Genomic DNA, 26,456 nt, shown 5'->3' with positions numbered 1-26,456 from the left:
GGCTTGGGCGACAATCGCACCACGCATGCTCTTCCGTCTTGACGGTCGGAACTCTCCCACGTCCCTCGGCTCATGGCTGAGCCTCTGCGCCTTGGCTGCGGCATGTTCCGGCGAGAAAAAGCCGGACGCGCCACAAACCCTGATCTCCACCCCCGTCGAAGCACGTGTAACGCTGTCCCCCTTCGGAATCCGGTGGGGAACGGACGGCGAATCGCTGCTTCGCAATGGAAACTTCTCGCTCATCAAGGCGCACCGGGCGCTGGATGCCATCGATGCGCAGGCTGGCCCCTGCACCACCGTCCTATGTGAGGGAACGGTGACTTTTTCAGGCGGGACGGCTCTCCCGTTCAAGATGGAGAAGCTGGACGATCGAAAATGGAGGCTCAGCCTCGGACCGGCCCCGGAGGCCATGTTCCTCGTCTTCTCCCATGAACTTCGCCCGGATGAAAGAATCCTCGGCCTGGGCGAAAACTTCGATTCCCTTTTGAACAACGGGCGCCGGCGCGCCATGCAGATCGAACTCGCAAACAGCGAAAGCGGGAACAATGAAGCCCATTTGCCTATCCCCTTCTATTTGTCGAATTACGGCTACTCCGTCTGGGTGGCCAACCGCGAGCGCGGATATGTGGACGTCGGGCAGACCACCGCCGACCGGATCCGGTCCGAGTTCTACACCCAATCCCTCACGGTCCATGTGTATCAAGGCGCTTCGCCCCTTGAACTCCTTCAGCGGTATGCAGTGGAAACCGGCACTCCTCCGATGCCTCCGCGATGGGCGTTCGGTGTCCACTTCTGGCGGAACGAGTACGACCGCGACCCGCCGGGACAGGCGCAGAAGGATGCGATGGAAGACGCGGAAACGCTCCGCTCGCTCGATTTTCCCTCGAGCGTGTTCTGGATCGACGCCCCCTACGAGACGGGCCACAACAGCTTCGACTTCGACAAGACCCACCGATTTCCCGATCCGGAGGGACTGATCAAGTTCCTTAACCGGAAGGGCTTTCGCGTCATCGCGTGGATCACCCAGCATGTCAACCACCCGGACCTGGCCGCGGAACCGGACATGAAAGACTATTTCGACGAGGCCAAATCAAAGAACTACCTCGTGCGAACATCCGACGGCTCTCCGTTTATCTCCCCATGGAGCCGCGGTCCGGGGGCCATGGTGGATTTCACCAACCCGGAGGCGCGCCGCTGGTACCAGGACCTTGCGAAAAAGCTCCTGAGCCTCGGCATACAAGGCTGGAAACTCGATTTCGGCGAAGAGATCCTTCCCGCTCTCGCCGGGGAGGACGTTGGCGGACTCTACACGTTCTTCAACGGGCTGGACGCCAACCGCATGCACGCCCTCTACAAGTTTCTCTACCACCAGGCGTTCTACGATGTCACGAAGAAGATCCATGGCGACGACTGGTTCTCCATCTCGAGGGCGGGGACGTATGGATCTCAGAGCCTCTACTCCTGCATCTGGCCGGGCGACCTCGCCAATGATTTTTCGGACCACACCGTGGGGGTGGATTCCCCAGGCATCATCGGCGGACTCCCCGCCGCCGTCTGGGGCGGGATCAACCTCGGCCTGTCAGGTTTCCCTTTCTACGGCTCCGACGTGGGCGGATTCCGAGGTGGCACCCCGGCCAAGAACACCCTCATCCGATGGGCCGAGTTCGGAGCCTTCTCGCCCATCATGCAGTTGGGGGGGGGCGGTGAACATCGCCCCTGGGCCAAGCCCCATGATGAGGAAACGCTCCGGATCCTGCGGGATTACGCCCGGCTCCACATTTCGCTCTTTCCCTACCTTTACGCGCATGCCGCCGTGGCCCATGAGACGGGCACCCCGATCATGCGGGCGCTCCCCCTCGACTTCCCTGCCGATCCACGTTCCTACGAGGCCCCCCACGAATACCTTTTCGGCGGATCGCTGCTGGTCGCCCCGGTCGTGGAAGAGGCGACTTCAAGAGATATCTATCTCCCGAAGGACTCTTGGATCGATTTCTGGACCGAGGAATACTTCACGGGACCGGCGAACCTCGCCTCGTATCCGATACCGTTGGACAGGATCGGTCTCTTCGTGCGGCTTCCCGCCATCCTTCCCCTCGCGCCGGCTGACGTCGACACGCTGGCCGACACCAAGGACACCACCGTAACCACGCTCGAACGAGCGACGCAACCGTGGCGAATCCATCTCTACCCGAAGCGAAACAGCTCGACGGAATTCCAGTTCGTGGGGGGAGGAATCGTTCTACTGACGGCGAAGGATGACATTACGGCCACGCTCGATTTCACATCGAAGCGGAGACTCGACGTTCAATTTCACCTCGGCGATTTTTCCGGATATGGGATCGAAGGCTATCGCGTTTCCGATCTCTCCCTTGACCCACTGGAGGATCCTTTTCCGTCACAAGCCCTCCCAGGCTCCCCCGGCCCAACCTTCACCGGCGAAGGCAAGACCGGCCAAATCAAGTTCCTTCTCCGCAAACCACCCGCAAGTCCATCGAGTCCGCACGACTGACTTGTGATCCTCCTCTCAGAACCGACAGCTCCCCACCCGGCGCCCTTCCTCCGAGTCGCAGATCGGGAGACCGCAACGCATTGCGCATGATGCTTCGATATGGCGAGAACCGGGAATGGCCGTGAACAAGCGCTCTTGGCCCGGAGGACCTCACCTTTCGAGTCGCTCGCGACTGCGTCCCCTCATCTAATTCTCGGGGATCGTGCCAAAGTACTTCCGCGCGATCCCCGTGGACCGTTCCAGGGTGAAAGTTGCGATGTGGCCATCGGAGAAGTTCCCGTACGTCTTCGGATACGTCGTTCCCGGCGGAACAAGCCTCAGATCGTGGACAAGGTAATATAGTTCTGCTGGAATGCCTTGAATCGAATCCCGGTTCTCATGACTTTCCCAGATCAATCGGGTCAAACGATAGTTCGTCGCCGCGCTGCTGAAAGGAACCGTAAACCGATTCGTCTTGTGATTCCATACCTCGCTCATCTCAACGGTGCGATAGTAGAAGAACATCTTGAATGCGTTGTTCACGTGGATGAAGTTGTAGAAGGATGCGCTCATGATAAAGATGGAGAGGAGGCCCACGATCGGGAGCCTCATTTTGGCCCTGTTCAGCCACAGAGCGGCAAACAGATAGAAGAAGATTGCCCAGAACGTGCTGAGCCAGTGCAACCCCCAGACGTGGTTGCCCACGACATGGAGCAGGACGTTTGCGCACAGCGTCACAACCACCAGTAGGACGGCCGAGGCGGTCTCAACCGAGTAGACATCCGATGCCATCAACGATCCGCTGCCCCACTCGCCTCTCCGCCGTTGGACCATCATGGTGATGACAGCCCACAGGGCTAGAAGAAGGGTCCCACTCCATAAGGGAAGGTAGAGCCATGATTTCGGCAGGTACGGGCTGACCAGACCCAGTGTGTCCGAGAAGAAGATCACAACGTTAGTTGGAAAATCGCCCCCCACGTTCCTCCATAGGGTCGACACAAACCGGCTGATGGGAGCGGCAAGGTCGGCGAGTGAATGATGATTTCCTTCCGATAGCTGGGTCAGGCCGGTGACGACAGGGTCGCCGGTGATCCGGGTGATTTCGGCATAGCGGTCTAGGCCCTCACCGGAGTATCCAGCCCGTTGGGCAAGAATGGGAAAGAGTTTCAAATAGCACGCGAAAGCAACCAGAGGGATTGAGCCATATAGCAATGTTCGTCCTATTCGGGGAAAAAAGATGCGAGGGAACAGCAGGGGCACGGCAATGAAAGAGAGGAAAGCCGTTTCGTCGAAGAACAGGGAGGTGAGCAGGATGAGACACAGCGAACCAAAAAGGACGGCTTGCCTGCTCGATCCAACGTTCGAACTCCGCGCGCTCCGGGAAAGCTGATTGCAGGAGGAGGCCAAGACCAGGCACAGGAGGATGGCTGAGTTGGCGACGGGCTTGGCCGGCCGAAAGTTCACAGCCAGCAAGGAAAGGGTCGCAGGATGGGTGAGGTAGAGGGAGGCGACCATGACCGACAAGGCTTTCCCGATTCCAAGACCCCGCAGCAGTTTGTACAAGAGGAAGGGGTTCACGAAAAGCAGCAGGCCCCACGTGATCGAGAAGCTCGGGTGGGGGAGAACAAACTGCCACAGCCAAACGCGAAGCTTGGTGTCGACAATCTCGATCAGCGACGAAAGAGGGCGGGTGGTCCGCGGGGTAAATTCGAAGGTCTGCCAGTCGAAGACCTTGAGGATGTCGCGCCATCCGAGTTGAAGGCCGTCGGCCAAGATGTACTCACGATAATTGAACTCCTCCGGCTGCGTCCAGACGAAGCTGTAATTGGTCAGCAACGACAAAACCAACGAAATGGCGTAAAGCAAAACCAGAGCCGCAAGGATTCCACCGGTTCTTTGACGCAAGAAGTGACGTAGGGATGAAATAAAGTACGGTTGATCCCACCCGTGGAAGCGCCGGCCCGCGGCCCGCCCGGGTGGCTGCCGGGGGACGTTCATGACATTACAGTTCTCCGGATTTCCCCCGGTGGAGCCGAGGGGCCAACCCTTGCAGACGACTTCCTATTTGGATCCATCGCGGGAACGGGCGGAGCCTGATCAGTCACCGGGGGAAGCGTAGCAAACCGGCCCTTGGGGCTCAACCGGATCGTCAACCTTCGTTTTGTGCGGGCGATTTGGTATGATCGCGCTCCCAAATGAACTGGCTGGAACTGGCGGAGAGAGTTTTGAATGGAAACGCGCCTTCGCGTGAGGAGGCGCTAGCCGTGCTGCGCTCGCCGGAGAGCGACGTTCCGAGCATCCTGGACGCCGCCTACCGGATCCGGCGTCATCACCACGGGAACAAAGTGAAAGTTCACATTCTGCTCAACGCGAAAATGGGCGGCTGTCCGGAGGATTGCGGATTCTGCTCGCAATCGGCCCACTACGAAACGCCCGTTGATCGCCACAAACTCATGACTCGCGAAGAGATCCTCGAACAGGCTCGCGCCGCGGCCGATTCGGGAGCCTGGAAGTTCTGCATCGTCACGGCCACGCGCGGGCCGTCGGACAAGGATCTGGAGGTCATCTGCGGGGCCGTCGAGGAGATCAAACGCACCTTGAAGATCAACGTCTGCACTTCGCTCGGAACGCTCACGCCCGACAAGGCCCGCCGCCTCAAGGAGGCCGGAGTGGACAAATTCAATCACAATCTGGAAACCGCGGAGCGCCACTTCCCCGATGTGGTCGGGACGCACACCTACCAAGACCGCGTGAGCACCGTCAAGATCGCCAAGCAAGCCGGCATGGAGGCCTGCTGCGGCGGCATCATCGGAATGGGCGAGTCCGATGAAGACGTGGTGGATCTCGCCTTCGCCCTACGCGAACTCGGCGTCGAATCCATCCCCGTCAATTTCCTGGATCCGCGTCCCGGAACGCCCATGCAAAGCCAGGGGCGACTCACCCCGACCTACTGCCTGAAGACGCTGGCCATGTTCAGGTTCGTCAACCCCTCGCGTGACATCCGCGCGGCGGGTGGACGGGAAGTCAACCTCCGTTCGCTCCAGCCCCTCGCGCTCTACGCCGCCAACTCGATTTTCACGAACGGATACCTCACCACTCCGGGCAACGATGAAAATGCGGATATCCGGATGATCCGGGACATGGGGTTCGAGGTGCTGTTGCCCGAGGGGAACGGGCAGCCGGTAGTTGGGTTCGCGCGGGTGGACCAGCTCGAGGCCGGGTAGCCGCAGGCTTCAGCCTGCGCACAAGACGCGGGCTAAAGCCCCATGCCACGGAGGGTATGGGACCATGATATGTCGCCGCACCACGGATGGTGCGGCATGGACCATGGCCCGCGCCTACCGCTGAGGAACGGTGGCGACCGGCTGAAGCGTCACCGTATTCAAGTCTCCCGCTGATTGCCCGTTGATCGTGGCCAGTGCCTTCCCCTCGCAAGCGTCCCGATAGGTCAGTTTCGCCGCGCCCAGCTCGTTCGAAAGCGTGGTCTCGCCGGAAACGGGGTTCTTGGAACAGCTGGAGGACAAGACCGCGCGATTACTCTCAATCACCAGGCGGCCGAAAACGGAGTTGCCGTAATCCACGCGTTGATCCAGTTTCAGCTTCGCCTCCTCGCCCTCCTGAACCTCCGGCGTTCCAAGCGGAGTGATCGAGACAAGTTTTCCGGACTGAATCTCCTGGAGCGAACTGCCCTTCAGGAGATGGGTGATGCCGCTGACCGCCACCTCCATGTCCTCGGTCGTATCGAAAATGGTGCTCGTTTTCTGTTTGAACACGCTCTCGCCCTTGACCGACACTTCACGTCCGGAGTCCACCCCCTTGAGATCGAGAGTGGTGGTCATGTCGGACGGCGCGCCCGTGGATCCGGCCATCATCGGGATAGCCTTTCCAATCCAGGCGACTTTGATGGAGCCGTCGGCGCCGACTACGATCTGGGCGCCCTTGTTGATGACCTTGAACCCTTCGTATCGGAACGTCCAGTCGCCCGCGGCCTTCTCCGCGTTGAGATCGACGTCGATCTTTCCGAACAGGATGCCTTCCTTGACTTCCTTCGGCGTGCAGCCGGTAACCCCGAAATCGACGGTCAGGCTCAGGTTCCCTTCCAGTGAACCATCGACCGTCTTGAAACTCCCATTGCTTCCGATCTTGGGGCAAGGCGTGGCCGTGGCCTGAGGTCTGAGCGGCGCGGTCGAGAACGGCAACTGCGCGCTGTCGTTCGAAAGATTCAGACCCTGAACCGAAGAGATGAAATGCTTGCTGGTCGCCAGAAGTCGATTCACCAGGGAAACATACCCACTCGTTCCGTTGCCATACGAATCGAGCGAGGCCTGGACATCGCTTGGGGTGGAAATCTTAGCCGGTCCCATCTTCTCAATTTGGTTTCCCGCCGGACCCGCGGAAGTTGACCCGCTGCCCCCCTTGTCATTCTCACAGCCGATGAAGGCGGAAGCGAGCAGAACGATGGAAATCTTCCTTGCGACACTGACTCTCATGGATATCCTTATCCTTTCAAGAGCGGTATTTTACTCTTGGAATCACACAAAGTCAACGCAGAGGGCTTGCCTTTGACCGGCCCATTGGTACAATCCGCGGCGATGCGTCCTACCGCGCTGATCGCCCTCACCCTCCTGTTCACGACTGCCTTGCATGGGATGAAATTCGCCCGCGCGAGCGGCTTCTACATCACGCAGGTCGGCGGACCCGACAGCGGTCCCACGGAGGCCAACCCCTCCGCCGTTTTCTGGAACCCCGCCGCCTTGGGAGGTGACCCCACCCCGGCGGCAATGCTCGACGCGAGCTACTTCTTCCGAACCAGCAGCTACACGCGCAGCCACGAGTACTTCCAAGACCAGAATACCGGCGAGTGGCTGCTCCGCGATTCGGCCACCTCCCGGAAGGCCAGTCTCAGCAATCGCTTCCCCTTCCCATTCGCCGGATTCTCCCACCCCGCCGGAGAAGGAGTTTTCGGCATCGGCGCCTATGCTCCCTTTGGCTCCTCCTCCGAATGGGACGACCCGAACGGAGCTCAGAAATATTTTTCCACCGAAAGCACTCTCACCCATTACTATGTGACGCCGGCCTACGCCCATCCTCTGACGGAACACGCCTTTGTCGGTTTCGGATTCAGCTATGTGCGAGCCTTCCTGGACAGCACCGCGCATGCGGACATCGCGGCAACGCTCACTGGGGGCAAGCCGGAATCCCAGGACGTGGATGCCATCCGGCACTTGGACAACCTGGCCGGCAATGCCTTCAGCGGAATTCTCGGCGTCTTTTTCAACTATGACTCCTGGAGATTCGGGGCAAGTTTCACCACGCCTACATCCGTGGAGTCCAAAGGAGTGTTCTCGCTCACGCCCGATGGCTCCTTCCTGTGCCGGCGCGTTGGTTGCCGAACGGGCGACGGAGGCATCATCCTCGATCCCACCCCTTCGGAGGCCGATCGAATTCAGCCCTTGCTCGCGGGCGTCACGGCCAAATATACGCTGCCGGCTTCGCTCAAATCGTCCTTCGACTACTATCCCACCTCAAAACTCCGGACGAGGCTCTACATGGAGTGGGTGGATTGGTCTTCCTTCGACGCAATCCGGCTGGAAACCTTTGACCGGAGGCACAACCTGATCCCCGAACGGCAAGTGAGCGAGCAGCAGTTTCAGGACGCGTTCGGAGTCCGCCTGGGATTCAAGTACGCCTACACGGATCGTGTCTCTCCCTTTCTCGGCGGCAGTTTCGATTCCAACGCCATCCCGGACTCATGGCTCACGCCCGCCACGTTCGATTCGAACAAAATGGCGGCTACTCTCGGGGCGGACGTGAAAGTCGCCGAGGACTTGAGCGTCAAGGCGGCCTTCGTCCAAGTCCTGTATGGTGACCGAACCGTCGATCTCAACGAATCACTCCAGAAACCGGCGGCGCCGGGAAAATATACCAATGCCGTAAGTTTCCTGAACGTTGGCATCATCTATCGATTCGGACGTGCCGTGGACCCCGAAGAAGCACCTGCTTCGGAATCCGCCCCAACCCTTCAACCGGAAGGACCGCTGCCATAATGCGGAAGCCCATCCCGATCCTCATCTCCCTCGCGCTCGCGGTCTCGTGCAGCAAGTCGCTCGAACCTCAATTCCAGGTCGAACTGCCGAAAGACGGCCGGTTCCGAGCGGGCGCGTCGAAAGTGGACATCATGCCCGTTCCCTACAACTCGGACGGGTCCTGCCCGAGCGGCAAATTCTGCTTCGAGCTGCCGATCCACTACAGCGACGAACTCGATTCCCCGAGCCTGCCCTACCCCGCGAAGCCGGCCGACGGAGTCTCGGATGGATGCTGGGAATGGCGCGAGCCCGGCCACCGCCAACGCAACTCCTCCGAGATCTATGAAGGCTACTTGGACAAGCCGGATCCGGACCCTGCAACCTGCCGGGAAGGTTTCGTAGACGCCAACAGGAACGGCCAATTCGAGGCGCTCTGGATGGGCGGTTACGACGAAGGCCGTCCCGCCACGAGCATCGACACCGAAGCAAGCATCTATGCCAAAGCTATGGTGCTCCAGCAGAACGACGAGGTGACCGCGGTGATCGGTCTCCCCTTCGTCGGCTTCCCGACGCTCCAACTCGCGGGATTGCGCGAGAGGCTCGCGGGTGAAACGAACGGCCGTATCCGCAAAGAAAACATCATCCTGTATGTCCATCACAACCATTCCCTCCCGGACCCGCAAGGCCTCTGGGGTCCGAACCTTTTGAAGAACTTCGACATCAAGGGTCCCGGCGGCGTTCGCATCGGAGATCTCCTGAAGATCGAAGGCGTGCTGGAGCTCGCCTTCCCGGTGGGCGCGATGAATTTTCACAACTACCCCTACTGGCTCTGGGTGGAAGACCGGACCGCCGATGCGCTCCGAGAGGCGCTCGCCGGGATGAAGCCGGCCAAGATGCGCTTCGCCGAGCGGGACCAGCCCCACAAGGAAGTCGGCTGTTTCAGGAAGAGCTTCCAGCATACGGACGATTTCAGGGACGCCGACGGGGACGGCATCGTGGAGGCGGAGATCGATTGCAACGAAGACGGCGTGCCCAACACCGATGAGGACCGGGGCATTCTCGACAACGGCATGGTCGACGCCGGAGTGGAGTGCATGACCCCGAAAGACCTTCAGGAAAAGCCGGTGCGGTTCCTGAACGGCGATTCCCGCATGCCTACGGTCCTCGATTTCAACGTATACACGTGGCAGTTCGTCTCCGCGGACCATCCGAGCGAAGTCCTGGCCACATTCGTGGTGTGGGGCGCCCACGTCGAGGCCGGCCCGGGATCCAACACCAAACTTACCGGCGACTATGCCGAAAACGTCTGCAACTTCGTCGAATCCAAAATCGGCGGGACCTGCCTCTTCCAGATCGGCCCCCAGGGAGGGCTCACGGGACCGCTCGGCAATCCGATTCCCAAGATCGACGCACAGGGACGGTACGTGGATTGCGACGGGAATTCCATCGAAGGATCCGAATCGTCGGACAGCCCCATCCCCTTGCTGGAGGGGGGAAGAAGCATTGCCCTCGTGCCGAATTTCGGGCCGGACCGTCAGGGGGGAACCAACCTCGGCCGGATGCAAAGTCTCGGACGGCAACTCGCGAAAACGAGCCTGGCATCCGTCCAAGACCAAGCCCCGATGGAGGTGAAGGACTTCGACGTCCGCGCACAGTATGCGCTGCTTCCGATGGACAATCCCTATTTCTACTTGGGCGGGAAGCTGGAGATTCTCAGCGGCTTCTCCCTCGTCCTTCGGAAAGGGATGGACTACTCCAAACTCACCGAGTTGGTCTACGCCGACGAACTGCCCTCAAACAACACCGGGAGCGGCCTGGTCAATCGCTCCTGCGGTCCGGCCATCTGCATCCGGGTGGCCATGGACCTCCTCACGCTGAAAACCGTGGCCCCCGATGGAACCGTGAAGAAAGCGGGATGGCTCACAAACCCCGGAGAGGTCTTTCCCGAATGGCTCGTGGGGCGGGCCGAGGTGGAATACGAGTACAAATTCAAGGATCCGACGGGCGCCGACAAGGACAGGAAGCAGGACCTCGATGAGATGGCCCGAACGGGGCTCGATCCGGGTTTCCCGCGGGACCTCTTCACGACGGAAATCAATCCCCAACACTACATGGCGATCAAAGGGCTTCGCGAGGTGGCCATGAAGGATCTGCCGGAGGGCGAACGATACGACGGATTCTTTATCACGGCACAGACGCAGTCCTCTCTCGGCTACCAGCCCCCTTACTCGGAATTCATGGAGGCATACGAAGGCTTCCTGGACGAGGTGTTCAAGAACGTCGACGCGATCGACCTCATTTTGAAGGAGAGCGGCGGCGCGCGGAAAATCTTCCACCTGTCGGAGAACGACGAAAACTTCACTTTCAAATCGCTGCTGGCGGACGTGAAGGGCCGCTATTCGGACGTGATCACGAACTACTCCGGGCCCCCGGGCATGCCCCTCCGGCACTGGGGAGACGGATCTTCGATTGCCGTCCGGGGGTCAAGAAGGCCCCGCCGCCACGAACAGGGCGGAGGGCACAATCTGGGCACCCATCCGAACGTGTACGAGGAAACCGTATCGCTCGGCCCGCGCACCGGCGTCATCCTCTACAACATGGGCCATGGCCTCCTGTGGAACGGCAAGTACGGCAACTACTACACCAAGGACAACATGCCCGCCTTCAACCGCGGCGACCCCAACACCGATCCCGAAATCAACGCCCTCTCCAAGTTCAACCGGTAGGAATCAAGCTTTCGGCGATCGGCCATCGGCTTTCAGCATGGACCCCGAATGCCTGACTCTGAATGCCTCTCAGAAAAACAGATCACAGATGTAACCTTTGTCTTCTCACAAGGCTTAGCTCGACTTTTGCCATTTTTTGAAAGGTTTATGTTGGTCATGATGCGTAGGGGAGGGTCTTCAGACCCTCCCGACAAGGGGGAGCATCTGAAGATGCTCCCCTACGAATCGGCATTCTGTCAGAAGCTCTTGAGGCATGGGGTCAAGTCTTGATTTGATACTACTTGGGGACAGCGCGGGCGGACGGGTTGGTCTTGACTTGGCACAACTTGCTCCATCGGCGATCCTCAGAAGTATCAAGTCAAGACTTGACCCCTTTGTTCTCTCCCAACACATGGCTTGAATAAGTACTATTCCATGCAACGTCCCCCATTCCCTATCCCTCAGGCGTCGGGCCGTTACTTCTCAGAAAAACAGGTGGGCCTGGGCGAGGAAGGAGAAGGCGCGGTCGTGGCCAAGGACAGGGGCGTAGTCGTCTCCCACAATGGTGAATGAACTCGAAACGCCCAATCGCACGAACGGGACAGGAAAAGTTTCCACGCCGCCGCCGAATCGATCGAGTCCGGCCCTGCACAAGGACGCGGCGCCTTTGCTTGGCGACCAACGTTCGTAAAAGCCCTTCAGGTTGACCCCCTTGTGCGGGGTGACATTGGCCTCCAGGTAGTGGATGAGGGCCGTTTCATCCTTGCCGGGGCGGATTTCAGAAAGGAAGTCGAGTTCCTGAAGGATCTGGGCGTACCGGGTGAGCCGAATGCCGAGATACTCTCCGAGTGCGCTGCGATCGGAGCCGTCCCCCGATTGATAGCCGCCTGAAGCGCCGATCCGGAATAGATCGTGCACAGCCTCGACCACGCCGGACGCATCCGGCCCGGTGGCCGCATCGTCCACCACCGCGATTCGAACAGACGTGAGGTCGATGGGATCCGGCTCCAGGCCTAATTCAATCCCGTCGCCTCCCTGGGTCATCGTGTAGCCGGTCTGCTCGCGAATGAACGTTTCGTTGTTCACGACCCGTAGGCCGTACGGCATGAAGAAGTGTCCCACCTTCACGTACGAGCGTGAATCCAGATGTTCGGCCCTCATAAACACCTCCCGGGTGGTTGCGGCCGGCGCGAACGATTCGTCGAGATAAAAATTCACGGCACTGTCGAGCATGTTCGCCTCGACGTAGAAGCTCGCTTGGCCGGCTTCCACGCCGTTTCCGTTCTTGGTGGGTGCCACCCCGGGCGCGAGACTCGAACGCAGGGACTCGGGCTTGCGGTAGCGCCGATTCGATTCGTCCACTCGCACATCGGAGCCTATGGCCAAAACATTGGAAAATCGAAACGAAACGGGCTCCGATTCGATGATGGGCAGGTACTTCTGGCCGTACTTGGCGCCGTGGTCCGTCCGCTTCCCCCCCCCCGTCATGTTCACGTGACAGACGAGACACTTCTCTCCGGAGCGAACAGCCAGATACGGCTCGCCGTACGCGGAGCGCGTGATGAGTGAAGAGTAAGTAGTGATGAGAAGGAAAAGAACCGGAAGAAACCTAGAATGAGTCTTTGCCGCCGTTGCTCTTTCTCTCATCACTCATCACGCTTCACTCATCACTAATTATTGGGAGCCCCCGCCTCGATCCATTTCCGGATCGTGGAGACATGGTCCGCCGAAAGCGGCGTCCGCCCTTTCGGCATCTGGGCTCCGCAGGAACTCCCTTCCACGCGCTTGATTAGAACACTGTCATCCGCCTTGCCCGCCTCGATCCGCTTGAGTTTCGTGCAGGAGCCAACCGTCGACTGAACCCCCACGGTGCTCGCGAAGGCTTTTCCCGATTCGAGATTCATTCCGGCTGGAGCCAGTGCACCCAAATGGCACGAGCAATTGGCCGTGAGTATCGGCTGCACCGACCCACTGAGCGTCCCCTCCGCCGGAGCCGCCGGTGTTGCAGGTGTAGAGCCCTGATCAGAAGTGGCCGGTGCACTCGTCGACGGCTCCTGGACCGTCGTGTTGGGCGATGAGGACGCGTCATCGTAGGCACTCCCGCAGGACAGATTCGCCAGGCACAGAAGTGAAAGCGGGAGGGTAAGGAACGACTTTTTCATGATCGCCCTATCGCATATCTTGACCCGTGAAGTCAAGGTGTCGCAGTTCTTAGAGCGTCTAGCAGAATGCGTAGACAAGAGGGAGCAACCAAGAGGGAGCACCTGTAGGTGCTCCCCTACGAGGAGGCAAGGACAAGAGGGAGCATCTGAAGATGCTCCCCTACGAATCGGCGTTCTGTCAGAGGCTCTTAGTAATGGAACGGACTGCTGGGGAGGCCGGTCTCCCCCATCAGGTACTTGTCCACACCGCGCGCAGCCTCACGGCCCTCCCAGATCGCCCACACGACAAGCGACTGCCCCCGCCGCATGTCCCCGCACGAGAACACTCCCTCCTGGTTGGTCATGTAGCTTCCATCCACGGCCACGCTCCCGAGGTCCGTCACGTTGACGCCAAGCTGCTTCAGGAGAGTTCCCTTCTCCGGGCCCAGGAATCCAAGCGCCAACAGGACGAGATCGGTTTCGATCTCAAACTCCGATCCGGGGATTTCCACCATCTTGGGCGGGCCGCCGTTCGCCGAGGCCTGCCAATCGACCCGCACCACGCGAATCTTCGCGAGCCGGCCTTCGCGGCCGCAAAACTCCTTGGTCAGAATGCCCCAATCTCGATTTCCTCCTTCCTCGTGTGAACTGGAGGTCCGGAACACGCGTCCCCACTCGGGCCAGGGGTTGTTCGACATCCGCTGCTCGGGCGGTTTGGGCAGGAGTTCCAACGACAGAAGAGATCGGCAGCCCTGGCGGAGCGCCGTCCCGTGGCAATCCGATCCCGTGTCCCCCCCCCCGAGAACGACCACCCGCTTGTCCTTCGCCGATATAAAATCCGCGTCTGCAATCGGATCGCCTTGGTTTCGCTTGTTTTGCAGAGGAAGATAGTTCATGGCGAAATGGATGCCCTGGAGATCACGCCCCGGAATCGGCAGGTCCCGGGGCTGCGTCGCCCCGCCGGCCAGGACGAGCGCGTCGAATCGCTTGCGAAGATCGTCGGCGGGGACGTTGACGCCCACGTGGGCGCCCGTCTTGAATTCGACTCCCTCCTCCTGCATGAGGTCGAGGCGACGGCGAACCACATGCTTCTCCAATTTGAAATCCGGAATCCCGTACATCAGGAGGCCGCCCGGCCGGTCGGCCCGTTCGAACACCGTGACTTTGTGTCCTGCCTTGTTGAGTTGATCGGCGCAGGCCAGGCCGGAGGGACCGGAACCGATCACCGCCACCTTCTTGCCCGTGCGGCGGGCGGGGGAGGACGGCGTCATCCATCCCTGCCGGTAGCCGTTCTCCACGATCGCCTGCTCGATCCGCTCGATGGTCACCGGTCGGTCGTTGATACTGAGCACACACGCGTCCTCGCAGGGGGCCGGACAGATTCGGCCCGTGAACTCAGGAAAGTTGTTGGTGGAGAGCAACCGGTCCAGCGCCTCCCGCCAGCGGTTCCGGTAAATCAGATCGTTCCAATCGGGGATGATATTTCCCAGCGGACACCCCTTGTGACAGAAGGGCACGCCGCAGTCCATACACCGGCCGGCCTGAGAGCGCAGAAGCTCCTCCGGAAACTCCTTATGGACATCTTTCCAATCTTTGAGGCGATCGCCGACCGGCCGATCCGGGGGCAGCTCGCGCTGCTTTTCCAGGAATCCGGTGATCTTGCCCATCGAGTCACAGCGCGGAGCCTGAAGGCTCCGCTACAGGTTGAAACCTTGATCCCATTGCCCTAGACCGCCGCGAGCTTGAGCGCTTCCTCGCTCAGGTGCTGATGGGCAAGGACCTTCTTGTATTCGACGGGGAGGACTTTCACGAACAGAGTCCGGTAGTCATCCCAACGCTTGAGAATGCGATCCGCCACCGCACTCTTCGTGAATTGCAAATGCCGTTGGAGGAGACGGCGGACCGTGGAGACATCCGATGGGTCCATGAGTTCCTGAAGTTCGACCATGCCCGTATTGCACTTCTTCTTGAAATCGCGGTCCACATCGAGCACGTAGGCCACCCCGCCGCTCATGCCGGCCGCGAAATTGCGACCCGTCCTTCCAAGAACGAGCACGGTTCCCCGAGTCATGTATTCGCACCCGTGGTCGCCCACGCCTTCCACCACCGCGGTTGCCCCGCTGTTCCGGACGGCGAATCGTTCGCCCGCGATCCCCCTGAAATACGCCTCTCCGCCGGTGGCTCCGTAGAGGACGACGTTTCCCACCAGAATGTTCTCCTCCGCCACAAACGTGGAGGCCGACGGTGGATGAACCACCACGCGCCCCCCGGAAAGGCCCTTGGCCGTGTAGTCGTTCGCATCGCCTTCCAACGTCAGCGAGACGCCATGCGCAAGGAATGCACCGAAACTCTGGCCCGCGGATCCCTCGAAGTAAATCTGGATCGTCTCTGGGGGGAGCCCCTCATCCCCGTACTTCTTCGCAATCTCGCCGCTGAGCATCGTGCCGACGCACCGGTTGGAGTTCCGGATCGGCATCCGAATTTCGACCGGCTTTTTCTGCTCGATGGCCTCGCGGGAAAGTTGGATCAGGACGTGATCGAGTGCGTTTTCAAGCCCGTGGTCCTGCGCCTCCACGCACCGGATCGCCGCTGTAGACGAAGACTCCACCTTGTGGAGGAGCGGGGTGAAATCGAGGCCTTTGGCCTTCCAGTGGTCGATGGCGTCGCGCATCTCAAGCTTGTCCGTTCGACCCACCATGTCGGCCACTTTTCGGAACCCGAGTTCCGCCATGATCTGCCTGAGCTCCTCCGCAACAAAGAAGAAATAATTGATGACGTGCTCGGGCTCGCCGGCAAATTTCTTCCGAAGGAGCGGATCCTGCGTGGCGATTCCGACCGGACAGGTGTTGAGGTGGCAGACCCGCATCATGATGCAACCGAGGGCCACGAGGGGAAGCGTGGAGAAGCCGAACTCCTCCGCGCCCAGAAGGGCCGCGATGGCAACGTCCCTCCCGGTCTGCATCTTGCCGTCCGTCTGGACAATGATCCGTCCGCGAAGGCCGTTCATCACGAGGACCTGCTGCGTCTCGGCCAATCCCAATTCCCAGGGGATGCCGGCGTGCTGGATGGAGGTGAGCGGCGAGGCCCCCGTGCCGCCCTCGTAGCCGCTGATGAGCACCACATCCGCCTTCGCCTTGGCGACGCCCGCCGCCACCGTGCCTACGCCCACCTCCGCCACCAGTTTGACGTGGACTCTCGCCTGGGGATTCGCGTTTTTCAGGTCGTGGATGAGCTGGGCGATGTCCTCGATCGAATAGATGTCGTGGTGCGGGGGGGGGGAGATCAGCCCCACGCCGGGAACCGAGTACCGGACCTTTGCGATGTACTCGCTCACCTTGTGCCCCGGCAACTGACCCCCCTCGCCGGGCTTCGCGCCCTGGGCGATCTTGATCTGGAGGTCGTCGCTGTTGATGAGGTAACCGATGGTCACCCCGAATCGGGCCGACGCCACCTGCTTGATGGCGCTTCGCCGGGAATCTCCGTTCGGATCCGGAAGGTAGCGTTCAGGATCCTCGCCCCCTTCGCCCGTATTGCTCTTCCCGCCGATCCGGTTCATGGCCACGGCAAGGGTCTCGTGCGCCTCGCGGCTGATGGACCCGAGCGACATGGCGCCCGTGGCAAACCGCTTCACAATCTCCGCGGCCGGCTCCACCTCATCCAACGGAACCGGTTTCCCCGGTTTGAAACGGAGGAGCCCGCGGATCGTCGCCAACCGCTGGTTCTGATTGTTGACCATCTCGGCGAACTCCTTGTACGTCGCCGGGTTCTTGCTCCGCACCGCGTGCTGGAGCTTCCCGATGGTGTCCGGGTTCAGGAGGTGAAACTCTCCCCGCCGGCGCCACTGATATTGCCCGCCGGCCTCAAGGTCGGCGCCCGCGCCGGCAGACTCCGCAACAGATTTCTCATGCCGGATCAACGTCTCGCGGGCAATCGTGTCCATCCCGATGCCCTCGATGCGGGAAGCGGTCCACGTGAAATACTTGTCGATGACCTCCTTGTTGATGCCGATGGCTTCGAAGATCTGCGCGCCTCGATAGCTCTGCAACGTAGAGATCCCCATCTTGGTGGCGACTTTGAGCAGTCCCTTGTCCACGGCTTTTCGGTAGCGCGTGACCGCCTCGTCGTCGTCCACCTCCTTGATGATGCCCTCGCGCACGAGCTGTCGGACCGATTCATACGCCAGGTAAGGATTGACCGCCCCCGCGCCATATCCCATCAGCAGGCAGAAGTGCATCACCTCTCGCGGTTCGCCCGTTTCGATCACGAGGCCCGCCCGCACACGTTTTCCTTCCCGGATGAGGTGGTGATGCACGGCGGAGACGGCGAGGAGGCTCGGGATCGCCGCATGGGTCTGGTCCATGCCTCGATCGGACAGGATGAGGATCGTCGCTCCCCCGTCGATCGCCTCCGCAGACCGCCGACACAGTTCGTCCAGCGCCGAGCGGAGTCCGTCCGGACCCCTCCGCGCCTCGAACAGCGCGGGAATCGTGTGGGAGACGAGGCCGGGCTGATTCAATTCCTTGAGCCGGGCCAGTTCTTCGTTCGTTAGCGTGGGTGACGTCAGCCTGATCTTTCGGGCGTGGTCCGGCGTCTCTTCAAAAAGATTCCTTTCGGGCCCGAGGGTGGTTTCAATGGACATGACGAGATCTTCCCGCAGGGGATCGATCGGAGGATTCGTGACCTGGGCGAAGAGCTGTTTGAAATAGCTGAACAGGAGCTGGGGCCGTTCCGACAAGACCGCGAGCGGCGTGTCCACACCCATCGAGCCCACGGCATCCTGCCCGTTGAGCGCCATCGGAACCATCAGGAGGCGGAGATCCTCCAGCGTGTACCCGTGGGCAAGCTGACGCCGCAGGAGATCGGCCGGCTTGAGCGATTCGGGCAGCATCTTGTGGGAAGGCAGGTCTTCCAGTTTCACCAACTGGTCGTCGAGCCAGCGGCGGTACGGCTTGCGCGCGGCGATCTCGGCTTTGATCTCCTCGTCCGCCACGATCCGTCCCTTGGCCAGATCCACGAGAAACATCCTGCCGGGTTGCAGCCGACCCTTCAGGAGGATGTTCTCGGCCGGAATGTCCAGCACGCCCACTTCGGACGCCATGACCACCAGACCGTCCTTGGTGACCACGTAGCGCGAGGGGCGCAGTCCGTTCCGGTCCAGCACCGCGCCGACCACACGCCCGTCCGTGAAGGCGATGGAGGCCGGACCATCCCACGGCTCCACGATGCACGCATGGTACTCATAAAAGGCCTTCTTGGTTTCATCCATGAGCTGATGTTTCTGCCACGCCTCCGGGATCATCATCATCATGGCGTGGGGAAGCGAACGACCGGTGTGGACAAGCAGCTCAAGGGCGTTGTCGAACATGGCGGAGTCGCTCCCGCCGGGTGAAATGACCGGCATGATCTTCCTGATGTCGTCCTTGAACAACGGGGACTGGAACAGCGCCTGCCGCGCATGCATCCAATTGATGTTTCCGCGCAGCGTGTTGATTTCGCCGTTGTGGCAGAGGAAGCGGTAAGGATGCGCGCGGTCCCATGAGGGAAGCGTGTTCGTGCTGAAGCGTTGGTGGACCATGGCGATGGCGCTCGCCAGCATCGGATTCTGAAGATCGAGATAGAACCGGGGAATCTGGTGAGAAATGAGAAGGCCCTTGTACACAATCGTCCGGCTGGACAGGCTCGGGATGTGGAACGCGTCGGCGTCCCGGAGGCCCGATCCGCGCACCCAGTTCTCGATCTGCTTGCGGATGACGAGAAGTTTCCGCTCGAAGGCGTCCTGCCCAAAAACGTTCCGCCCCGGCGCGATGAAGATCTGACGGATCTCGGGGCGGATCTCCCGCGCCTGAGGACCGCACTGGGAGGGATCGACGGGAACTTCGCGCCAGCCTAGAAGTCGCTGTCCCTCGCGACGAACAATTTTCTCGAAGGCCTGCTCGCACGAATCGCGCTGGGAGACTTCCCTGGGAAGAAAGACCATTCCGACGGCATATTCCCCCGGCGCCGGGAGCAGAAGATCCAGCTTGGCGCACTCCTTTTCGAAAAACGCGTGTGGGATTTGGAACAGGATGCCCGCGCCGTCGCCCGTGAGCGGGTCGCAGCCGCACGCTCCCCGATGCGTGAGGTTGTTCAGGACTTCGATGCCTTTCCGAAGAATGTCGTTTGAAGGGACCCCTTTCATGTCGACGACGAACCCGACGCCGCACGAATCGTGCTCGTGGTCGGGATGATAAAGCCCTTGGGGCCGGAGCGACTGACCGGTCATGGTTTTCTCCGGCGCTTGCCACCGTTGTGGCCGTTTTCAGACGCGGACCCCAGATCGATCTGGACTCGTTCGGTGGGGGTGGACAGGGCGATCATGGTTTCGGTACGTTCAACGCCCGCCTGCGAACGGATTCTGCGGATGAGGTCCTCCAAGGCGGTCGTGTTTTCCAGCTTCACCTTGAGCAGAAGCGTATACCCGCCGGTGACGTGGTGGCACTCCAGAATCTCCCGCATGGACCGGACGGCGGTTACGAAAGGGTCGATCTGCCTCGGGTGGGCGATCGACACGCCCACAAAGCCGGTGACGTCCTTCCCCAGCTTTCGGGCATCCAGACGCGCATGGTAGCCTTGGATGAGCCCTTCCTCCTCCATCCTCTTGATCCGATCGATGACCGACGGCGCGCTGAGACCGACCTTCCGGCCGATCCGGGCGAGCGGGAGTTTGCAGTTCTCCTGAAGGAGGGCGAGGATCCCGATGTCTATCTCGTCAAGCGAATGGGGATCTTTGCCTAATTTTGTAAGGTTTTTTTCCATTGTTGCCTTTGATTCACAGGTCTTTTTCATAGCAACTCGACCTGGAGGTGTCAAGCGCATTCGCCCCCGTACCGCTCGACGAGCCGGCCGAGGCCCACCCGACAGGGTTCTCCTCCTCCGTCCTTCGGCGGGAGAGGATCCCCACTTTCCTTGTCCGGTCCACTGTGCTAGCATGTGATTTACCTACAGGAGGGCCATGAGCAGCACGGGTCGTGATGAATCAAGGGTGGCCGCCCGCGAACGGGAACGCATTGATTCGCTGGTGCGCACCGCGCGCGAGGAATTGATGCGTTTTGTCGATCGCCTGCGAAACGGGCGGGACACCGAGGAGCACCGTTTGTTCTCCATCCTGACCGAAATGGCTTCCGACCTTGCCCTTCATCCCGACGGATGGCTGAAATCCGTCTTCCATCCCAACGAAGGCGAGTATCGATCCCACTTCCTTTATGACCACTCCATCAACGTGGCCATTCTGAGCCTCTCCTTGGGCCGGGAGATGTCCGTGGAGGGCAAGGATCTTCTCATCCTCGGCGCTGGCGGACTCCTGCACGACGTCGGCATGTTCGATCTTCCGGAGGATCTCCTCAAGGTGGGAAGGAAGTTCACCGAGGAGGAGCGCAAGGTGGTTCAGACACATCCGGAGCGAGGCGCCCGGCTCCTCCAAGACTCCCGGCTCAAGAAAGCTTTCTCCAGGCTGTCGCTTCAGGAACAGGAACGCGAGGACGGGAGCGGCTACCCGCATCGCTTGAGGGGAGAGGAGATTGAGCACCTGGCCAAGATCGTGGGCTTTTGCGATTCGGTCGAGAGTGTCACCCACTTCCGGCCCCACCGCGCGCCTCAATCATTCTTCGACGGATTTTCACTTCTCCTCGGACAGTCTCGGGATCAATTCCCGCGCCATCTTTGGCTGGCCGCCCTCCGGCGCATCACCCCCTATCCACCCGGTTCCCTGGTGAAGCTCTCCAGCGGAAAACTGGCGCGGGTGCACAAGCCCAATCCCGAGACTCCCATGAAACCCGTGGTGGAGATCCTTGAGCATGAGAACGGAGCGGGCACCGAACAGCTCCTGGACCTTCGCCGATATCCCATGATCACCATCGGAGAGGCGCTCGCCTAAATGCCCGAGAGCCGTCCGTCGGCCCAAGGATCTGCCGGGCCGAAGCCTTCGATCCTCGACATCTCGCGGGTCATCCTCAAGAGAAAGTGGATCATCCTCCTATGTTTGTCCGTCTCCATCGTGCTGTCGGTCGTGTTCACGCGGACCCGGGGGACGTCTTACCGCACCCAGGCGAGTGTCGAAATTCAGCAGGTCTCCTACGCCGCCCCTGGGGGCACAAGCTTCGCGTGGACGGACCTGAGCACGGAAGTGCATGTGGTCAACAGCCTCCCGGTGGTCATCCAAGTGGCCCGGAAGCTCGGCCGCATTCCGGCGGACCTCAAGCACGAGGAGATCCTCCAGAACGACCAGTACTTTCCCATCGTCAAATCCATCCAGGGGATGATCCGCCCTCGGCAACGACAGAGAACCTCCATCGTCGATATCGAGGTCACGTCGTCGAATGCGAAGGAGTCGCGCGACATCGCCAACCTCACGGCCGAGGCCTACAAATGGTACCGAGGGCTCAACAGCCGGGAGCAGTCCGCCACCGCCCAGGAAGCGGCCCGAAAGCAGAGGATGCGGCTGGAAGCCGCGTTGGAAGCGGACGAGCGCGCGCTCGGGGAGTTCAAGATCTCGCACCGACTCCTGGAGGTCGAATCCTCGTTGAAGCTCCACCTTTCCAAGCTGATCGAACTTGAGGAGATACAGGAGGACCTCGAGAATCAGAAATCGGCTTTGGGGGAAACCCTGCAGGCGCTACAGGCACCGTACCTGGAGCGCCAGCCCAGCCTGCCTTCGCTCGACATCCCCAACGCGCCGCCCAACTATGAGCAGCTCCGGCAGAATTTCATCCGCGTTCTTTCGGAAAAACAGGAGAAGACGTCCGAACTGACCCCGCAACATCCTGTCATCCTGGAATTGGATTCCCGGCTCAAGAGCCTGCGATTGGATCTCATACGAACGATCGAACAACTCGAATTGCAAATCCTCCGCCGGGAAAACGACATCGCCATGCAAAAGAACCGGATTGAAGCGGCCAAAACAAGCTACCTGGAGGATGAGATCCAGCTCGTACGGCTCCAGCGGAAAGTCGAGCACGACCAGGAGATGCTGGATGAGATGCAGAAGGCGTGGCAAACCGCCGAATTCGAATCGCGAAATCGGGATGACTTCGTCCGGGTCATCGAATACGCGCTCCTGCCCGCGCATCCGGACAAATCCCAGTTCGGCCTGGCCCCGGTTATTCCCATCCTGCTCATGGGCCTCATCGTGGGATTGGGACTGGCGTTCCTCCGGGAAGCTTTCGATTTTTCTCTGGAGAACGTTTCCGAAATCGAGGCCTTGGTGAAACTTCCGGTCTTTTCCGTCATCCCCCATTTCGATCTCCGCGAAAGCGGGAACGGCCGCTCCTCCCCGTCGTCCGATCCAGCGGGTTCCAAGATCCCGCCCGACACCGCCATGGTGGCCCACTACTACCCCAAGCACCCTACCAGCGAGGCTTTCCGAATCCTGCGGATGGGGATGCGAAGGGGGCGGAGCGACCGCCAGGTGTTCCTGGTCACGAGCGCCACGCCGCAGGAAGGCAAGTCGTTTGTCACCTCCAATCTCGCGATTGCGTTTGCCCAATCGAACTATTCCACGCTGCTCATCGAAGCGAATACCCGGCGTCCCACCCTGCACAAGATTTTCCCGCTCCGGCTCGATCGAGGCCTGACCAGCATCACCACCGACGGCGTCGGTTACAAAGAGGTGGTCCGTTCGATCTACGACTTGATCCTCGACGGGCTGGATCCCAAGTCGGTTCAAAGGTTTCCAGGATTGGAGAACTTGAAAATTCTTCCGGCCGGTCCAGCACCGGTTCATCCCTCCGAGACGATCGAGCAGCTCATGAACCGGCATTTCCTGGAGGAGGTGAAGAAAGATTTCGAGGTGGTCATCATCGACTGCCCTCCCATCCTTCCGGTGGCGGACGCCGCCGTGATCGGGCCCCACGTGGACGGCGTCGTCCTGGTCTACCGGGTCGGGCGTACGCCCAGGGACATGCTCCTTCGCGCCGTCGATACGATGAAAGGCGTAGGAGCGAATCTGATCGGGATGGTCTTGAACGACATCGACTACCAAGGCCCCTATCTCTATCCTCGCTATCTTTACCGCTATCAGCGCAAGGGCTACACCCCCGAGGCCGATGCCCGCCCGCGGCCGACGCTCCGAGGACGGAAGTGGCCGTGGCGTCGCGCTGCACCTCCCTCGCCAACCCCGCCCCAGACCACAGGCGGCGTACCACCCCTCAACTTTCTCGAGTAACGAAGAGAGCCAAACCCCACGGGCGATCACGCCCAAGGCGGGGTTCGATTGAGCCGAACTGCTTCCGTTGTCGGCAGTCGAAGTCCTGATCCTTCAACTGGTGGCCGGTTTGATTTTCTGTACAATCGACCCCATTCAACGTGGCCCGACGTGAGGTCGGCCGCACTATCATCCTTTGACGGCGGGCAGGCCATGTTCAATGCCGTGCCATCCGTGGCACGGCGACATATCATGGCCCCATGCCCTCGTGGCGATGGGGATGCCCGCGACGATGAAGATAGTACGCCTGCCCCTGCCGATTGGCCGGGCCTCACCTTCGTGGCTCGGCGTACGGCAGGGACTGCGCGTCCTTGCGCCTGTAGCTCAATGGATAGAGCATCAGACTTCGGATTTCAAAGGCTACCGTCATCTATCCTCACTGACTGTCATTCACCCTTGAAAGATCGTCCGATTTCCAATCGACGTGAAAACCGATGACAAGCCGTTACATGGAATTAGGGTACGAAATTTGGAGTAAATTTGGAGTGAGAATTTCCGCTCTGGATCTTCGCGCCATGCGGAAACCGCGACTGCTTGCCCGTGGCGCGATTGCTTTCACGCGGAGAGTGAACAGCGCATCACGGGGTTGTGGGGCGAGTACCTTTTCCCTACCCTCTCGACAATTCTCAATGCGCCCACGGGCGAGGGCAAGACTACGTTCGCACTTGCGGTGGCGCGTGCAATCGCTGGGGGCGGTGATCTTGTGGGAATCACCCCGTCGAAATCCGGCCCGGTATTGTTCGTCGCTACGGAAAATCCAACCTGGAACTTGAAAGAGAAACTGGACAACATGGGCGGCTGGCCGGACAATCTTTTTTTTCTTTCCGAACTCGATCTTATGCGCGATGCCACCGAACTGACGAGTATCATCCACGGTGAAGGTGTCGTTCTCGTCGTCCTGGACACGCTTAATAAGACTTGGAGGATGGCGAGGGAAAACGACAACGCGGAAGGAACGGCAATTTCTGTCGCGTGGGAAAACGTCCTCCGGCGAACGGGTGCGGCAGGACTCGTTCTCCATCATTCTGGGCGCTCGCGCCGGGAAGGGAAGCCTTGTGACCGTTCCCTTGCCTACTTGGACCGGCTCAAATCAGCCCTTTCCGTCATGGTAGATGCTTCCGCCAAGTCCCCAAATTCCGCTACCCCTTGGCGGAAAGGAGGATTCTTCTCGTCCGTGTTGGGGTTGCGGGGGGTCTACCTTCTGGGTGAGCATCCACGGGGTTACTGTGTGCGCTAACTGTCATCCCCTGGCGGTCCCTGAACTTGTCCGGCGGGTGATCGGACCGAGACAGTGAGCTACCGCAAGGGTCCCGATGTTGAAAAAAGCGTTTTTCTATCGCCGGAGATGCAGTGAAGGGGGGAGGATGGCCGGAGGGGAAAAGCTAATTATGGGCGGGGGTCTTGGAACGGGTGGCTAGAAAGCCGTAGAGGGCGGCACCCATGGCGAACAAGCCTACCCCCGCGAAGGCGACAAAAAGAACCGTACTGGCTGCATCCATGTTCATAGCTTATCTCCGTTCACCCGTCCCGTCAACCAGACTGCAACGGCGAGAGATAGGGCACCCATGATGATCCCGAACAGGTCCAGCCCCTTGCGCGTACCGTCCACCACGGCATCCGCCGTTCCACCGATGACGGCGGCCATGCCTAGTTGTGTTGCAATCTCTACGATTTTCTCAATTCGCCGGACGGTGCCTTTTGTCATGGCCGCTTCTCTACCATGCCCTGCGAGGACCGGCAACGCATGAGCTATCGCAAGGACCACCTACCCCGCCTCCGGCTTCCTTGGACACTGGGATAGACGCGGACTAGGATGGATGCAAATTGAGAAAGAATCCTAACACCGAAAGGGGGTCGAGATGACCATTGAAGAACGCCTGAGCAAACTGGAGCATGAGCTGGACCTTACGAAGCGGCGCAACCGCTGGCTGTGGTTTGCACTGTTCCCGGTCATCGTGGGTTGCGCGCTGGCTTGGCCGTCTGAGAAAGCCGGGAAGGTCATTCGGGCAAGTAAATTCGTGTTGGAGGACAAATGGGGGCACGATCTCGGCGCCCTGGGCGTCACGGAGGCGGGGCCGGTGCTGGCCTTCTGGGACGAGAAGGGCACCCCTCGCGCACAGTTGATCGGGTCTTAAGCAGGGTCGTCCCTGTTGCTGTTCGATGAGAAAGGAGCCAACCGTGCTGCGTTGAGAGTGGACGAGAAAGGACTAGGACTGGGCCTGTTTGACGAGAAGGGTACCAATCGAGTTGTCCTCAGAATTGAGGCCGATAAGGGATCGGGGCTCGTCCTGTCCGACGAGAAGGGCACTCACCGCGGCGGCCTGAACGTCACAGAGACTGGGCCGGCGCTTGCCCTCTGGGACGGGAAGGGTACCCATCGCGCCAAGTTGGAATTGAATGATGACGGGCCGGTGCTGAGCTTGAACGATGGGAAAGGCACCCCCCGCGCGGCGCTGGGCACACTCAAGGAAGGGTCAAAGCTGACACTCGTTGACGACAAAGGTACCCCTCGCGTGGAGCTGCTCTTGCCACCATCTGGCCCCTGGCTGGAGTTTTCAGACACAAATGGCAAGCGCACGTGGTCGGCACCGTGAGGCTCCGCAGTCAGTAGCATCAAGGGGGCTTGACAAAACAGCCATGTGGTAATACATTGGTATTACCATGAAGGATAGGCACAAGACATCGACGGTCAGGGCCGTTCGGCTGCCGCTTGATTTCAAGGCCGAGGTTGAGGCTTACTGCGCCCGCCGTGGGATCGCGTTCAACCGGATGGTGATCGAACTCTTGAAGAAGGAGATTGGGCAACAAGTCTGCCCCATGTGCAGGCAGAGGATAAGGGCAAAGAAAGGGGGCAAGTGA

18 protein-coding genes are annotated in these 26,456 nt (G+C 60.3%); 10 read left to right on the top strand and 8 right to left on the bottom strand.

The genetic code is table 11. The annotated features are described in order from the left end of the window. The first annotated feature begins 25 nt into the window (after nucleotides 1–25). The gene (locus tag HYT87_13325) at nucleotides 26–2,509 is read left to right on the top strand and encodes a glycoside hydrolase family 31 protein (GenBank protein MBI2060744.1); all 2,484 of its coding nucleotides are present in this window, start codon (nucleotides 26–28) and stop codon (nucleotides 2,507–2,509) included. Nucleotides 2,510–2,695: 186 nt separating this feature from the next. Here the strand turns inward: HYT87_13325 and HYT87_13320 are convergent, their stop codons facing one another. After that, complete coding sequence (locus HYT87_13320; GenBank protein ID MBI2060743.1) at nucleotides 2,696–4,324, bottom strand: hypothetical protein; 1,629 nt, start codon at nucleotides 4,322–4,324, stop codon at nucleotides 2,696–2,698. 359 nt (nucleotides 4,325–4,683) lie between these two features. Here HYT87_13320 and bioB point away from each other — a divergent pair, with 359 nt between their 5' ends. Continuing rightward, on the top strand, nucleotides 4,684–5,712 hold the full coding sequence (bioB, locus tag HYT87_13315; protein MBI2060742.1) for a biotin synthase BioB: 1,029 nt from the start codon (nucleotides 4,684–4,686) through the stop codon (nucleotides 5,710–5,712). 114 nt (nucleotides 5,713–5,826) lie between these two features. On the opposite strand, the gene HYT87_13310 is transcribed toward bioB, so the two are convergent. Then, nucleotides 5,827–6,978: a hypothetical protein gene (locus HYT87_13310; protein ID MBI2060741.1), complete on the bottom strand. Its 1,152-nt coding sequence runs from the start codon at nucleotides 6,976–6,978 to the stop codon at nucleotides 5,827–5,829. Nucleotides 6,979–7,080: 102 nt separating this feature from the next. On the opposite strand from HYT87_13310, the gene HYT87_13305 reads away from it, so the two are divergent. Continuing rightward, nucleotides 7,081–8,535, top strand: coding sequence for an outer membrane protein transport protein (locus HYT87_13305; GenBank protein ID MBI2060740.1), 1,455 nt, complete (start codon nucleotides 7,081–7,083; stop codon nucleotides 8,533–8,535). Then, the gene (locus HYT87_13300) at nucleotides 8,535–11,240 is read left to right on the top strand and encodes a hypothetical protein (GenBank protein ID MBI2060739.1); all 2,706 of its coding nucleotides are present in this window, start codon (nucleotides 8,535–8,537) and stop codon (nucleotides 11,238–11,240) included. The genes HYT87_13305 and HYT87_13300 overlap by 1 nt, the downstream gene beginning before the upstream one ends. A 462-nt stretch (nucleotides 11,241–11,702) precedes the next feature. On the opposite strand, the gene HYT87_13295 is transcribed toward HYT87_13300, so the two are convergent. From HYT87_13295 to HYT87_13275, 5 genes are all read right to left on the bottom strand, one after another. After that, nucleotides 11,703–12,866 (bottom strand): hypothetical protein, encoded by a 1,164-nt coding sequence (locus tag HYT87_13295; GenBank protein MBI2060738.1) that lies wholly within the window; start codon nucleotides 12,864–12,866, stop codon nucleotides 11,703–11,705. 23 nt (nucleotides 12,867–12,889) lie between these two features. Then, nucleotides 12,890–13,381 carry a hypothetical protein gene (locus HYT87_13290; protein ID MBI2060737.1) on the bottom strand — a complete coding sequence of 164 codons (492 nt, stop codon included), beginning with the start codon at nucleotides 13,379–13,381 and terminating at the stop codon, nucleotides 12,890–12,892. Nucleotides 13,382–13,569: 188 nt separating this feature from the next. Next, the gene (locus HYT87_13285) at nucleotides 13,570–15,027 is read right to left on the bottom strand and encodes a glutamate synthase subunit beta (GenBank protein MBI2060736.1); all 1,458 of its coding nucleotides are present in this window, start codon (nucleotides 15,025–15,027) and stop codon (nucleotides 13,570–13,572) included. Nucleotides 15,028–15,086: 59 nt separating this feature from the next. Further along, nucleotides 15,087–19,622, bottom strand: coding sequence for a glutamate synthase large subunit (gene gltB, locus HYT87_13280; protein MBI2060735.1), 4,536 nt, complete (start codon nucleotides 19,620–19,622; stop codon nucleotides 15,087–15,089). Next, nucleotides 19,619–20,155 (bottom strand): Lrp/AsnC family transcriptional regulator, encoded by a 537-nt coding sequence (locus HYT87_13275; GenBank protein ID MBI2060734.1) that lies wholly within the window; start codon nucleotides 20,153–20,155, stop codon nucleotides 19,619–19,621. Before HYT87_13275 ends, gltB begins: the two co-directional genes overlap by 4 nt. A gap of 196 nt (nucleotides 20,156–20,351) precedes the next feature. Between HYT87_13275 and HYT87_13270 the strand changes: the two genes are divergently transcribed. From HYT87_13270 to HYT87_13260, 3 genes are all read left to right on the top strand, one after another. Further along, nucleotides 20,352–21,272 carry an HD domain-containing protein gene (locus HYT87_13270; protein MBI2060733.1) on the top strand — a complete coding sequence of 307 codons (921 nt, stop codon included), beginning with the start codon at nucleotides 20,352–20,354 and terminating at the stop codon, nucleotides 21,270–21,272. After that, a complete protein-coding gene (locus tag HYT87_13265) occupies nucleotides 21,273–23,558 on the top strand; it encodes a polysaccharide biosynthesis tyrosine autokinase (protein MBI2060732.1) in 2,286 nt (761 codons plus the stop codon). It begins immediately after the preceding gene. A gap of 625 nt (nucleotides 23,559–24,183) precedes the next feature. Continuing rightward, a complete protein-coding gene (locus tag HYT87_13260) occupies nucleotides 24,184–24,834 on the top strand; it encodes an AAA family ATPase (GenBank protein ID MBI2060731.1) in 651 nt (216 codons plus the stop codon). Between the two features lie 264 nt (nucleotides 24,835–25,098). Here HYT87_13260 and HYT87_13255 read toward each other — a convergent pair whose 3' ends face one another. Beyond that, the gene (locus HYT87_13255; GenBank protein MBI2060730.1) at nucleotides 25,099–25,302 is read right to left on the bottom strand and encodes a hypothetical protein; all 204 of its coding nucleotides are present in this window, start codon (nucleotides 25,300–25,302) and stop codon (nucleotides 25,099–25,101) included. Nucleotides 25,303–25,456: 154 nt separating this feature from the next. Here HYT87_13255 and HYT87_13250 point away from each other — a divergent pair, with 154 nt between their 5' ends. The 3 genes from HYT87_13250 to HYT87_13240 all read left to right on the top strand — a co-directional run bounded on the left by HYT87_13250 (nucleotide 25,457) and on the right by HYT87_13240 (nucleotide 26,456). Then, nucleotides 25,457–25,732: a hypothetical protein gene (locus tag HYT87_13250; GenBank protein MBI2060729.1), complete on the top strand. Its 276-nt coding sequence runs from the start codon at nucleotides 25,457–25,459 to the stop codon at nucleotides 25,730–25,732. A 15-nt stretch (nucleotides 25,733–25,747) separates the two neighbouring features. Beyond that, nucleotides 25,748–26,191: a hypothetical protein gene (locus HYT87_13245; GenBank protein ID MBI2060728.1), complete on the top strand. Its 444-nt coding sequence runs from the start codon at nucleotides 25,748–25,750 to the stop codon at nucleotides 26,189–26,191. A gap of 67 nt (nucleotides 26,192–26,258) precedes the next feature. Further along, complete coding sequence (locus tag HYT87_13240; protein ID MBI2060727.1) at nucleotides 26,259–26,456, top strand: hypothetical protein; 198 nt, start codon at nucleotides 26,259–26,261, stop codon at nucleotides 26,454–26,456.

The organism is Nitrospirota bacterium (genome assembly GCA_016180645.1).
Taxonomy (GTDB): domain Bacteria; phylum JACPQY01; class JACPQY01; order JACPQY01; family JACPQY01; genus JACPAV01.
This window is presented reverse-complemented; position numbering and strand designations above follow the sequence as displayed.

Coding starts and splice junctions, on each gene's coding strand:
- HYT87_13250 (MBI2060729.1), top strand. CDS start 25,457: ATGACCATTGAAGAACGCCTGAGCAAACTGGAGCATGAGCTGGACCTT.
- HYT87_13275 (MBI2060734.1), bottom strand. CDS start 20,155: ATGGAAAAAAACCTTACAAAATTAGGCAAAGATCCCCATTCGCTTGAC.
- HYT87_13300 (MBI2060739.1), top strand. CDS start 8,535: ATGCGGAAGCCCATCCCGATCCTCATCTCCCTCGCGCTCGCGGTCTCG.
- HYT87_13270 (MBI2060733.1), top strand. CDS start 20,352: ATGAGCAGCACGGGTCGTGATGAATCAAGGGTGGCCGCCCGCGAACGG.
- HYT87_13240 (MBI2060727.1), top strand. CDS start 26,259: ATGAAGGATAGGCACAAGACATCGACGGTCAGGGCCGTTCGGCTGCCG.
- HYT87_13285 (MBI2060736.1), bottom strand. CDS start 15,027: ATGGGCAAGATCACCGGATTCCTGGAAAAGCAGCGCGAGCTGCCCCCG.
- HYT87_13305 (MBI2060740.1), top strand. CDS start 7,081: ATGCGTCCTACCGCGCTGATCGCCCTCACCCTCCTGTTCACGACTGCC.
- HYT87_13310 (MBI2060741.1), bottom strand. CDS start 6,978: ATGAGAGTCAGTGTCGCAAGGAAGATTTCCATCGTTCTGCTCGCTTCC.
- bioB (MBI2060742.1), top strand. CDS start 4,684: ATGAACTGGCTGGAACTGGCGGAGAGAGTTTTGAATGGAAACGCGCCT.
- HYT87_13295 (MBI2060738.1), bottom strand. CDS start 12,866: ATGAGAGAAAGAGCAACGGCGGCAAAGACTCATTCTAGGTTTCTTCCG.
- gltB (MBI2060735.1), bottom strand. CDS start 19,622: ATGACCGGTCAGTCGCTCCGGCCCCAAGGGCTTTATCATCCCGACCAC.
- HYT87_13265 (MBI2060732.1), top strand. CDS start 21,273: ATGCCCGAGAGCCGTCCGTCGGCCCAAGGATCTGCCGGGCCGAAGCCT.
- HYT87_13255 (MBI2060730.1), bottom strand. CDS start 25,302: ATGACAAAAGGCACCGTCCGGCGAATTGAGAAAATCGTAGAGATTGCA.
- HYT87_13325 (MBI2060744.1), top strand. CDS start 26: ATGCTCTTCCGTCTTGACGGTCGGAACTCTCCCACGTCCCTCGGCTCA.
- HYT87_13290 (MBI2060737.1), bottom strand. CDS start 13,381: ATGAAAAAGTCGTTCCTTACCCTCCCGCTTTCACTTCTGTGCCTGGCG.